This window comes from Staphylococcus petrasii (assembly GCF_002902565.1).
GTDB classification, from domain to species: Bacteria; Bacillota; Bacilli; order Staphylococcales; family Staphylococcaceae; genus Staphylococcus; species Staphylococcus petrasii.
In genome coordinates this window covers 1-11,892 of record NZ_PPRC01000050.1, presented here as the reverse complement: position 1 = coordinate 11,892, position 11,892 = coordinate 1, and the positions used below count along the sequence as shown (strand labels likewise).

At 34.1% G+C, this 11,892-nt stretch carries 10 protein-coding genes and 1 other annotated feature; of the genes, 9 read left to right on the top strand and 1 reads right to left on the bottom strand.

The genetic code is table 11. The features are described 5' to 3' along the window. Positions 1-121: 121 nt before the first annotated feature. A complete protein-coding gene (locus CD127_RS08370) occupies positions 122-265 on the top strand; it encodes an SAS049 family protein (protein ID WP_103297200.1) in 144 nt (47 codons plus the stop codon). Positions 266-875: 610 nt separating this feature from the next. Here CD127_RS08370 and CD127_RS08365 read toward each other — a convergent pair. Then, positions 876-1,880 (bottom strand): LLM class flavin-dependent oxidoreductase, encoded by a 1,005-nt coding sequence (locus CD127_RS08365; RefSeq protein ID WP_103366389.1) that lies wholly within the window; start codon positions 1,878-1,880, stop codon positions 876-878. A gap of 236 nt (positions 1,881-2,116) precedes the next feature. Here CD127_RS08365 and CD127_RS08360 point away from each other — a divergent pair, with 236 nt between their 5' ends. From CD127_RS08360 to CD127_RS08325, 8 genes are all read left to right on the top strand, one after another. Beyond that, the gene (locus tag CD127_RS08360; protein ID WP_103366388.1) at positions 2,117-3,256 is read left to right on the top strand and encodes a cysteine desulfurase family protein; all 1,140 of its coding nucleotides are present in this window, start codon (positions 2,117-2,119) and stop codon (positions 3,254-3,256) included. Positions 3,257-3,258: 2 nt separating this feature from the next. Then, positions 3,259-4,371 (top strand): tRNA 2-thiouridine(34) synthase MnmA, encoded by a 1,113-nt coding sequence (gene mnmA, locus CD127_RS08355; protein ID WP_103298280.1) that lies wholly within the window; start codon positions 3,259-3,261, stop codon positions 4,369-4,371. 100 nt (positions 4,372-4,471) lie between these two features. Continuing rightward, the gene (locus CD127_RS08350; RefSeq protein WP_103366387.1) at positions 4,472-5,143 is read left to right on the top strand and encodes a tetratricopeptide repeat protein; all 672 of its coding nucleotides are present in this window, start codon (positions 4,472-4,474) and stop codon (positions 5,141-5,143) included. Between the two features lies 1 nt (position 5,144). Next, positions 5,145-7,592: an SF1B family DNA helicase RecD2 gene (gene recD2 / locus CD127_RS08345; RefSeq protein WP_103366386.1), complete on the top strand. Its 2,448-nt coding sequence runs from the start codon at positions 5,145-5,147 to the stop codon at positions 7,590-7,592. A gap of 27 nt (positions 7,593-7,619) precedes the next feature. Further along, positions 7,620-7,817 (top strand) — a binding site (T-box leader). A gap of 67 nt (positions 7,818-7,884) precedes the next feature. After that, complete coding sequence (gene alaS / locus CD127_RS08340; protein ID WP_103366385.1) at positions 7,885-10,515, top strand: alanine--tRNA ligase; 2,631 nt, start codon at positions 7,885-7,887, stop codon at positions 10,513-10,515. A gap of 64 nt (positions 10,516-10,579) precedes the next feature. Further along, positions 10,580-10,840: an IreB family regulatory phosphoprotein gene (locus tag CD127_RS08335; RefSeq protein WP_103328434.1), complete on the top strand. Its 261-nt coding sequence runs from the start codon at positions 10,580-10,582 to the stop codon at positions 10,838-10,840. Between the two features lie 3 nt (positions 10,841-10,843). Further along, positions 10,844-11,272 (top strand): Holliday junction resolvase RuvX, encoded by a 429-nt coding sequence (ruvX, locus tag CD127_RS08330; RefSeq protein WP_103298275.1) that lies wholly within the window; start codon positions 10,844-10,846, stop codon positions 11,270-11,272. 14 nt (positions 11,273-11,286) lie between these two features. Further along, positions 11,287-11,601 (top strand): DUF1292 domain-containing protein, encoded by a 315-nt coding sequence (locus CD127_RS08325; RefSeq protein WP_103298274.1) that lies wholly within the window; start codon positions 11,287-11,289, stop codon positions 11,599-11,601. Positions 11,602-11,892: the final 291 nt, after the last annotated feature.

The window sequence follows — 11,892 nt, the reverse complement described above, 5'->3', positions numbered from 1 at the left end:
GCGTGGTATCTATATAATACATCCAATCGATAATGTTTGGTTATATTTTAGTTATCGTAGATTAAACATAAATTAGTTATTAAATTAAATTATGCTTAAAATTTGAAAGGAGAATTTCATTATGGGATTCATGGATAAAGCAAAAGAAGCTGCAGACAAATTCAAAGATAGCGATAACGAACAAGTTGATAAAGTAAAAGATAAAATCAACGAATACACTGGCGGTAATGACGACAGTGACAAAAAAGATAAAGATGACAAATAATTATCAATGTTAGGGACGGTATTAACCGTCCTTTTTTTATACCATAAAACCCTTCAAAAACTGACTTTGAGTAATTGAAGGGTTAACTTTATATATAGAATATTTAATTATATAAACAAATTAATTTCGATATAAACTTGTGAATTCACCTAATGATTTTTAGTAATGTTTAAGTGTATAACTTTTATGAACCTAAGTGCTATGAGACTTAGGTAAGAAATTCTAAAGGTGGCCAACGAAATGACGTTATGTGACTCTTGGCATTTTTTATTTTTATATTGAACACAAGTGCGCGTACACTTGCTTAGTAGTTCTAAGATAGATTACGAAGTGTAGTTGTGAAGACTCCTAGAGGAGCAGTGCACTTGATAAACCTAAGTGCAATAGCACTTAGGTAAGTAGCTCTAAAATGGATAATGGAACGTAGTTGAGTGACGCCTGAGGGAGTAGGATGAGTGTCGAGACCAAGGCTCGACCCAGCCCCCTAGGCAAGCATCTCAACTTAAGTGTAATGCCAATCCATCTAAGAGCTGCTTTAGAGAGAGAACCCCTGGAAAGCGAAACAACTTAAACGAGTAAACATCTATCTAAGAACTACTTTATTAACTTATTACTTATCCAAAGATTGAACTACATTTTTCAAACGTTCAAATGATTCAAATTGTTTGTCTTGATCGTAAATATAACTAATACCCATTAACTCATCAATTTCTCCATATTCTTCAATAAAGTCTTCTAATTTCTGTTTTACCGTAGCTTCTGAACCCACTAATGAATCATTAAATCGTTGTTTCGCCATTTCATATTCACGTGGCGTCAATAATCCTTGTAAATCATTTGTTGGTGGTTGAACCGGTTGCATTCTACCACGCGCAATTCCAATAAACACCTGAGCCAACGTACTAGCTAAATATTCAGCTTCTTCATCTGTTTCAGCAACAATAGCGTTTAAACAAACTATCATATAAGGCTCTTGTAATACCTCAGAAGGTTCGAATAACTCTTTATAAATTTGAATCGCTTCTTTCATTTGTTGAAGTGCAAAATGCCCTGCAAATACATAAGGTAAACCTTTACGTGCAGCTAAATGCGCAGAATCTGTTGATGAACCTAGAATATATAATGGCACATTTTTTCCTACTGCTGGATAAGCGCGCACATACGCTTGTTTATTGCCTGGACCGAAGTACGTTTGAAGTTGTTCAACTTCTTCTGGAAAGGCATAAACACCGTTGTGCTGATCACGTCGTAACGCACTCGCTGTCATCATATCTGTACCAGGCGCTCTTCCTAAACCAAGATTCACTCTATTAGGGAAAAGGGTTTCCATCGTACCAAATTGTTCTGCCACTATTAAAGGTGCATGGTTAGGTAGCATGATACCGCCTGAGCCTACCTTAATATTTTGAGTATGTTCTAATGTATGTTGAATGAGTAATGCTGTAGCTGAACTTACTAAGTTAGGTGCATTATGATGTTCAGCAATCCAATATCTTTCATAATCAAGCTCATCAAGTTTTTGAGCTAACGCAACCATATCGTTAATGGCGTCTTTATCACTTTGACCTTCTTTAATAGGCACTAAATTAAGTGCAGAAAATTTCATATTAGACATTTGCAAAGACTCCTTTATTTTTTACTATGATTTAGTGTAACAAGATGGAGGACGATGAGTTATTAATTTGCTCACTGCGTATGTAGAAGACATTTTCAAAAATAAAAAATGTATAAATAGAGAAGGGATAAATGTTAAAATATGAAGTAATGAAGTTACAAACAACAATGTAGAAAAATTGATGGTTAGGTGCTATTATAGGAACATTGATAATATTGTGAGGAGTGTACAAAATAATGGAAGTATATGCAGATTATGCTGCAACTACCCCAGTTAAATCAGAAGTGATAGATGCAATGATGGAAATCTACCAATCGCATTATGGTAATCCATCTTCAATTCATACAATAGGACGAGATGCACGTCGTTATTTAGACGAATCTAGAAGAACAGTTGCTAAACTTCTTGGCGCTAAACCAAGTGAAGTGATTTTTACAAGTGGTGCTACTGAATCTAACAACACTGCTATTAAAGGTTTAGTTTATGAAAATGAACATTTAGGAAATCATATCATTACTACTAAAATCGAACATCACTCAGTACTTCATGTCTTTGAAGAGCTTGAAAAAGAGGGATATGATGTTACTTATTTAGATGTAGATGATACAGGTAAAGTAGATTTAGATCAGTTAGAAGAAGCGTTAACTGAAGATACAATTTTAGTTTCAATTATGTTCGTTAATAACGAAGTTGGAACGGTTGAACCAATTTATGATATTGAAGATATCGTTGCTCAATCAAGTGCATTACTACATGTTGATGCTGTGCAAGCTGTAGGTCATCTTGATATAAAATTTGAAGACTTCAAAATCGATACTATGAGTGTCACTGCACATAAATTTGGAGGGCCTAAAGGCGTAGGAGTGTTATTAGTTAAAGATCAAACGCCTATCGAATTCTCTCAATTAGGTGGCGAACAAGAAACGAAACGACGTGCTGGAACTGAAAATTTAGCGCAAATCGTTGGTTTAACAAAAGCTCTAGAACTTGCTGATGAAAATAGAGATAATAACAATATCCATTTGATGCAATTAAAAGAATTGTTTTTAGTTAGTCTACAAGAACGTGCAATTCCTTTCGAAGTGAATGGTTCAATGGTAGAAACAACTGGGCATATATTAAATTTATATTTCCCATTCATAGATGTAGAAACAATGTTAACATTGTTAGACTTGTCTAATATTTATGTTTCTTCTGGATCAGCATGTACGGCTGGGTCAACTACTCCTTCACATGTTTTAGCAGCGATGTATGAAGATGAGGAACGTGCTAAACATTCAGTACGCTTTAGTTTTAATGAACAAACAACTGAGCAAGAAATTAAATATATCGTAGCTGAAATTCATAAAATTTATCATAAATTTAAGGAGGAATAAAATTGTCAAACAAAGATATACGCGTTGTAGTTGGTATGTCTGGTGGCGTTGATAGTTCAGTTACTGCCCATGTTTTAAAAGAACAAGGTTATGATGTCATTGGTATTTTCATGAAAAACTGGGACGACACAGATGAAAATGGCGTATGTACAGCTACAGAAGATTATAACGATGTGATTGCGGTATGTAACCAAATTGGCATACCTTATTATGCAGTTAACTTTGAACAAGAATATTGGGATAAAGTATTTACTTACTTTTTAGATGAATATAAAAAAGGACGCACACCTAATCCAGATGTAATGTGTAATAAAGAAATTAAATTTAAAGCATTCTTAGAACATGCGCTTAAACTAGGTGCAGACTATGTGGCAACAGGACATTATGCTCGCATTCGTCGTCATGAAGATGGACATGTAGAAATGTTAAGAGGCGTAGATAATAATAAAGATCAAACTTATTTCTTAAACCAATTGTCTCAACAACAATTATCTAAAGTCATGTTCCCAATTGGTGATATTGAGAAAAAAGAAGTACGTAGAATCGCAGAAGAACAAGATTTAGCTACTGCTAAGAAAAAAGATTCTACAGGTATTTGCTTTATTGGTGAACGTAATTTTAAATCATTCTTATCACAATATCTTCCAGCTCAATCAGGAGAAATGAGAACATTAGATGGTAAGAAAATGGGTATGCATAGTGGATTAATGTATTATACGATTGGTCAACGCCATGGTTTAGGTATTGGTGGAGACGGTGATCCTTGGTTTGTAGTTGGTAAAAACTTACAAGATAACGTGCTATACGTTGAACAAGGTTTCCATCATGATGCATTATATAGCGATTACCTTATCGCTTCTGACTTCTCATTTGTTAATCCTGTTGACTTAGAAGAAGGATTTGAATGTACAGCTAAATTTAGATATCGTCAAAAAGATACTAAAGTATTTGTACAGAAAGAAAGCGATAATTCAATTCGCGTTACTTTTGATGAACCTGTACGTGCTATTACTCCTGGACAAGCAGTTGTATTTTATGACGGAGAAGTTTGTCTTGGTGGCGCTACAATTGATGATGTATACAAAACAACTGGCCAATTAAGTTACGTGGTTTAATTTAAATATATTGATGAAGGGCTGGGAATAATAATGTCCCAGTTCTTTTATTTTTGAAAATTAGTTTCGCATATAATACATAAAATTGAGGAGATTTGTAATGGTAAATCAAGAAACAATTTATGAATGGATAAAAGAAGGGCAGTTAGAACAAGCTTTACAAGCGTTGTTTAATAATATTGAAGAAGCGCCAAACGTAGTTGAAAATTATATCAATGCTGGAATTGTTTTAGCAGACGCTGGCGAAGTTGAAAAAGCAGAACGCTTTTTCCAAAAAGCTATTACAATTGATGACAAGAATGGTGCAGTTTATTATAATTTAGCTAACTTATATTATAATCAGGACCGTTATCAAGAGGCTATCAAGCTATATCAACTTGCTTTAAAACATGATATGGATAAAGTGGATACAAACTACATGATTGGTATGGCATTTAATCAATTAGATTCTCACAGAGAAGCTATGCCGTTCTTAATGACAGCAGCTGAACTAGATGAAAATAATGATGCGGAAGTTCAATTCCAATACGGATTAGTCTTATGTCATTTAGAATTGTTTAAAGAAGCTATTAAACAGTTAAATAAAGTACTCACTATTGATTCTAAACACGTTGATGCATTATATAATTTAGGCCTTGCCACATACATGGAAACAGAAAATGTAGACGAGGCGATTGTTTATTTTGATAAAGCAATTGAAATTGATCCTAAACACTTGTTAAGTCAACATGCGAAACAAACATTTCAATCTTTAAAAGCGCAGGAGGAATAATATGTCAGACCCTACACTATTTGACTATTCAATGATTAAGGGGACAGTAGATGCTATTTTATTTCAGAACCAAGATAATTTTTATACTGTTCTTAAAGTCGATACAATTGAAACGAATGAATCATTTGATAACTTGCCCACAGTTGTAGGGTTCTTTCCGAATATTGCTGAAGGCGATGTTTATACTTTTAAAGGACAAGTGGTTGAACATCCGCGTTATGGTAAACAGTTAAAGGCTGAAACATTTGAAAAAGAGTTACCGCAAACTAAAGATGCGATTGTGAGTTACTTATCGAGTGACCTTTTCAAAGGAATAGGGAAAAAAACGGCTCAAAATATTGTAAATACTTTAGGTGAAAATGCGATTAATGATATTTTGAATGATGCTACTGTTTTGGAAAAAGTGCCGAGTTTACCTAAAAAGAAACAACAGCAAATAGCTGAACAAATTAGCGCAAACCAAGAATCAGAAAAAGTGATGATTCGCTTACATGACTTAGGATTTGGACCTAAGTTATCAATGGCGATTTATCAATTCTATCAATCAGAAACATTAAATGTACTAGAGAAAAATCCCTACCAACTTGTTTACGATGTGAAAGGTATTGGATTCCAAAAAGCTGATACATTAGCGCGCAATAATGGGATTGAATTTAATGATCCAGAAAGATTGAAAGCAGGACTTCTATACACGCTAGAGGAAGAATGTATTAAACAAGGGCATACATACTTATCTTATGAATTTGTGATAGAAGTTACACAAGAGATGTTAAGTGACCCGCGTAATGAAGAAGTAGTAGAGGGCAACCAATTAGAAGAAGTACTACAAATTCTGGCGGAAGAAAGTAAAATTGTATTTGAAAATAATCGTGTAGCCATACCAAGTCTTTACTATTCCGAATTAAAAAGTGTGCAAAACTTATATCGTATAAAAACGTATAAAAATAAACTTAAAGAAATAGAACAGTCTGATTTACAATTACACATCGGTGAGATTGAAGACAGTAATAATGTAAGTTATGCGCCTTCTCAAAAAGAAGCGCTGCAAACCGCTATTAATTCTAAAATTATGCTCTTAACAGGCGGGCCAGGTACAGGTAAGACGACAGTTATTAAAGGAATCGTTGAATTATACGCCGAAATTCACGGCTTATCATTAAATTATTCTGATTATGAAGAAGATGATTATCCAATTGTGTTAGCTGCGCCTACCGGGCGTGCATCTAAGCGTCTTCAAGAATCAACTGGACTAGAAGCGATGACGATTCATCGTCTAATAGGTTGGAATCAGGATACGCAACCTGAAGACATTTTAGATAATGAAATCAATGCCAAATTAATAATTATAGATGAGATGTCTATGGTGGATACGTGGTTATTCCATCAATTTCTAAGTGCTGTACCTCTAGATGCACAAATTATTCTTGTAGGCGATGAAGACCAATTACCTTCAGTAGGTCCTGGTCAAATATTTAAAGATTTAATAGACTCTAACGCTTTGCCACGCGTTAATCTTACTGAAGTGTATCGTCAACAAGATGGTTCAAGTATTATTGATTTGGCACATCGTATGAAACATGGTGAACCAATCGATATTACGAAGCGTTATCATGATAGAAGTTTTATTAACTGTAACGTTGATCAAATTCCTGATGTAGTTGAAAAGGTCGTTTCAAGTGCAGTGAAAAAAGGCTATGATATGAGCGATATTCAAGTATTAGCACCGATGTACAAAGGAAGCGCTGGAATAAAGCGACTTAACCAGGTATTGCAAGACATTTTAAATCCTAAAAAAGATGATGTTAGAGAAATTGAATTTGGAGATATTAAATTCCGAAAAGGAGATAAAGTACTCCAATTAGTAAATAGACCTAATGATAATATTTTTAATGGCGATATTGGCGTAATTGTCGGCATTTTCTGGGCAAAGGAAAATGCGCTTAATAAAGATGTTCTTGTCGTTGACTTTGAAGGTAATGAAATCACGTTCACTCGTCAAGATTTATTAGAATTAACGCATGCCTATTGTACATCGATTCATAAATCACAAGGCTCAGAATTTCCAATTGTCATTATGCCGATAGTAAAACAATATTTTAGAATGTTGCAACGTCCAATACTATATACTGGACTTACTCGAGCTAAGCAATCACTCGTTTTATTAGGTGATCCAAAAGCATTCGAAATCGGCTTGAATACGCAAGGACAAACGCGTCAAACACAACTTCGTGAATTGATTCTAGCTTACTTTGAAGTTGAGACGTCTTCTGAAGATACCTCTACTCAAGGTGAGAATGGTGAGACTGAGATTTATAGTTCAAATGAGGAAGCCGAAGAAAGTGCCCATGATGTTCAGGACCGAATTGTATTAAGTGAAGCAACGATTTATCAAATTAATCCAATGATTAATATGGGTGACGTTTCGCCATACGACTTTGTCGAACGTTGACATTTAACTGAAAAATACTTAAAATAAATTTAAATTCGCATGAAGACGAGTAGGCAATATTAACACTTTTAGAGATGCACTGGCTGGTGAAAAGTGCAAGGTTTATTGTTGAACGCTACTTCATGATAGTTTCATATTGTAATTAAGTGATAAACATAGATGGTATTGTGATATAGTCAATGTGTTTATAACTAGGGTGGTACCGCGAAAACGTTCGTCCCTTGATTGAGGATGGGCGTTTTTTTGTTTTTCTTTAATTTTCAAAAATAAAGAATGTTTAGGAGTGGAATAAATGAAAAATTTAAAAGCAAGTGACATTCGTCAAATGTATATTGATTTCTTTGTTGAAAAAGGGCATATGGTTGAACCTTCTGCGCCATTAGTACCAATTGATGATGACTCATTATTATGGATTAACTCTGGTGTAGCAACATTAAAAAAATATTTCGATGGGCGTGAAACACCTAGAAAACCTAGAATTGTTAACTCTCAAAAAGCAATTAGAACTAACGATATTGAAAATGTTGGTTTTACTGCTAGACACCATACATTCTTTGAAATGTTAGGAAACTTCTCTATTGGAGATTATTTTAAAAAAGAAGCAATTGAATTTGCATGGGAATTCTTAACTAGTGACAAATGGATGGGCATGGAACCGGAAAAATTATATGTGACAATTCATCCAGAAGATACAGAAGCATACCGTTTATGGAATGAAGAAGTTGGTCTTGAAGAAAGCCGCATTATTAGAATTGAAGGTAACTTCTGGGATATTGGTGAAGGTCCTTCAGGTCCGAATACCGAAATCTTCTATGACCGTGGTGAAGAATATGGTCAAGATGATCCTGCTGAAGAAATGTATCCAGGCGGAGAAAACGAAAGATATTTAGAAGTATGGAACTTAGTATTCAGTGAGTTTAATCATAATAAAGATAATACTTATACACCACTACCAAATAAAAATATTGATACTGGTATGGGATTAGAACGTATGGCTTCTATCTCACAAAATGTTCGTACTAACTATGAAACAGATTTATTTATGCCTATCATTCATGAAGTTGAAAATGTTTCAGGCAAAAAATATTTAGAAGTACCTGAACAAGATGTTGCATTTAAGGTAATTGCTGATCACATTAGAACAATTGCATTTGCGATTTCAGATGGTGCACTACCATCAAATGAAGGACGAGGCTATGTGTTACGTCGTTTATTACGTCGTGCAGTAAGATTTAGCCAAAGTCTTGGAATTAACGAACCATTCATGTACAAATTGGTAGATATCGTAGCTGACATTATGGAACCTTATTATCCAAATGTTAAAGAGAAAGCTGCATTCATTAAACGTGTAGTGAAATCTGAAGAAGAACGTTTCCACGAGACTTTACAAGAAGGCTTAGCTATTTTAAATCAATTAATTGATAAAGCGAAAGCATCTACAAATGAAATTAATGGTTCTGATGCATTCAAACTTTATGACACTTATGGTTTCCCAATTGAATTAACTGAAGAATTATCAAGCCAAGAAGGCATTAGTGTTGATATGGCGACGTTCGAAGAAGAAATGCAACAACAACGTACTCGTGCTAGAGAAGCTCGTCAAAGTTCTCAATCTATGCAAGTACAAAGTGACGTATTAAAAAATATTAATACTGATAGCAAGTTTGTAGGTTATGAAACTACAGATTATCAAACTACGTTAACAGACCTAATTTTCAACGGTGAAAAAGTTGAAAGTGTAGAGGCTGGCGAAACAATTTACTTTATTCTTAAAGAAACACCGTTTTATGCTGTTAGTGGTGGTCAAGTAGCTGATAAAGGTACTGTAGGTAATGATGACTTTGAAATCGAAGTTCAAGAAGTAACTAAAGCACCAAATGGGCAAAACTTGCATAAAGGTGTCGTTCAATTTGGACAAGTTACTGTTAACAGCGAAGTAGATGCAAGTGTAAATCGCGATGAACGTAAAGATATTCAAAAGAACCACAGTGCTACACACTTATTACACGCTGCGTTAAAAGAAGTATTAGGCGAGCATGTTAACCAAGCTGGCTCTTTAGTTGAGAGTGAAAGATTAAGATTTGACTTCTCTCATTTCGGTCCAATGACACAAGAGGAAATTGATCGCGTAGAGAGACGTGTAAATGAAGAAATCTGGAGAGGCATCTCTGTTCACATTCAAGAAATGCCAATAGCTGAAGCTAAAGAAATGGGCGCTATGGCATTATTCGGTGAAAAATATGGCGATATCGTACGTGTAGTAAATATGGCACCATTCTCAATCGAGTTATGTGGCGGTATTCACGTAGATAATACAGCTGAAATTGGTTTATTTAAAATTGTAAGTGAATCAGGTACTGGTGCAGGTGTAAGACGTATCGAAGCATTAACTGGTAAAGCTGCATTCTTATATTTAGAAGAAGTCCAAAACAAATTCAATGCTATTAAAACTCAATTAAAAGTTAAATCAGATAATCAAGTCTATGATAAAGTAGTCCAAATTCAAGACGAACAAAAAGAACTTCATAAACAATTAGAACAACGCAATAAAGAAATCACATCACTTAAAATGGGTAATATTGAGGATCAAATTGAAACAATTAATGGTTTCAAAGTACTTGCTACTGAAGTTGAAGTTTCAAATCCTAAAGAAATTAGACAAACAATGGATGACTTTAAATCAAAACAACAAGATGCTATCATCATTTTAGCAAGTGAAGTAAACGGCAAAGTTTCACTAATCGCAACAGTCCCTAAAGAATATACTAACCAAATTAAAGCTGGAGATATTATTAAAAATATGGCTCCTGTTGTTGGTGGTAAAGGTGGCGGCCGTCCTGACATGGCTCAAGGTGGCGGTACTGAACCAGAAAATATCTCAAACTCATTACGCTTTATTAAAGATTACATTAAAAACCTATAACTTTGTAATCAACTAGTGTAAAATTATTATGTAAGATAATTCGTATTAGAGGAGTGTCGCATCTATGGAAAATATTGATAAAACAATGAAGTTTAACTATGAAGAAATCCCTAAAGAAAATGTCGAATCAGTCTTAAACAACGTACATCGAACACTTGAAGAACGTGGCTATAATGCTGTAAATCAAATTGTTGGTTATTTATTATCTGGAGATCCAGCATATATACCACGTCAAAACGATGCCCGTAATCAAATCCGTCATATTGATCGAGATGTAATTATGGAAGAGCTTGTTTCAAACTATCTTAAAGAGCATAAGCAATAATTTATGTTAACACACAAGATTTTAGGTTTAGATGTAGGAAGTAAAACTGTAGGCATTGCAATTAGCGATTTAATGGGATGGACTGCCCAAGGATTAGACACTCTAAGAATTAATGAGGAAAATAACGAATTTGGCATTGATAAATTAGTATCAATTATTAAAGAACACAATGTAGGTTCAGTAGTAATTGGTCTACCAAAAAATATGAATAATTCTATTGGATTTCGTGGCGAAGCTTCGTTACAATACAAGGAGTTGCTACAAGAAGCATTACCAGACATAGAAATAATTATGTGGGATGAGCGCTTAAGCACAATGGCTGCTGAACGCTCACTACTTGAAGCAGACGTTTCAAGACAAAAGAGAAAGAAAGTTATTGATAAAATGGCCGCTGTATTTATTTTGCAAGGCTATTTAGACTCTATCCAATAAAGGAGAATTAAATTATGACTGAACATAATCACGACCATAACTCTGAGTTAAATATTAGTAATGAAGAAGAATTATTAACATTATTTGATGAAGATGGTAATGAAGTTTTATACAGAAAGATGTTAGAATTCTATCATCCAGAATTCAAAAAAGAATATGTTATTTTAGCTGAAGAAGGCGCTCAATCAGACGACGATGATATGATTGAACTTATCCCAATGATTAATGAACCTGATGAATCAGGCGATGGTGGTAAATTGGTACCAATCGAAACTGATGAAGAATGGGATATGATTGAAGAAGTCGTTAATACAAACATGGAAGAGTAGAGATTTAATAGCTATTCTGTTCATGTGAAATTGAATATTAAATGTTAGTACTCCTCCATAATGCGAATTGATTATGGAGGAGTTCTTTGTGCATCATATTTATTTATCGATTTGCGCAATAGGTGGTAATATTTATTTAAATTTTTGGAGTGTGATTGTTTCAAATCAGACAGAATGGTCTCGTTTTCCAAATTCGTTCTTAAATTTAGCTTGAAACTATGGTAAAATATATAAAGTTTAAATCTTATAAGCATATATTAATCATTCAATCAGTCATTAACCATATAAGTT

Bases quoted from the DNA above. Each gene is read 5' to 3' on its own strand.
- CD127_RS08370 (WP_103297200.1), top strand. From the start codon at position 122: ATGGGATTCATGGATAAAGCAAAAGAAGCTGCAGACAAATTCAAAGAT.
- CD127_RS08365 (WP_103366389.1), bottom strand. From the start codon at position 1,880: ATGTCTAATATGAAATTTTCTGCACTTAATTTAGTGCCTATTAAAGAA.
- CD127_RS08360 (WP_103366388.1), top strand. From the start codon at position 2,117: ATGGAAGTATATGCAGATTATGCTGCAACTACCCCAGTTAAATCAGAA.
- CD127_RS08350 (WP_103366387.1), top strand. From the start codon at position 4,472: ATGGTAAATCAAGAAACAATTTATGAATGGATAAAAGAAGGGCAGTTA.
- recD2 (WP_103366386.1), top strand. From the start codon at position 5,145: ATGTCAGACCCTACACTATTTGACTATTCAATGATTAAGGGGACAGTA.
- alaS (WP_103366385.1), top strand. From the start codon at position 7,885: ATGAAAAATTTAAAAGCAAGTGACATTCGTCAAATGTATATTGATTTC.
- CD127_RS08335 (WP_103328434.1), top strand. From the start codon at position 10,580: ATGGAAAATATTGATAAAACAATGAAGTTTAACTATGAAGAAATCCCT.
- ruvX (WP_103298275.1), top strand. From the start codon at position 10,844: ATGTTAACACACAAGATTTTAGGTTTAGATGTAGGAAGTAAAACTGTA.
- CD127_RS08325 (WP_103298274.1), top strand. From the start codon at position 11,287: ATGACTGAACATAATCACGACCATAACTCTGAGTTAAATATTAGTAAT.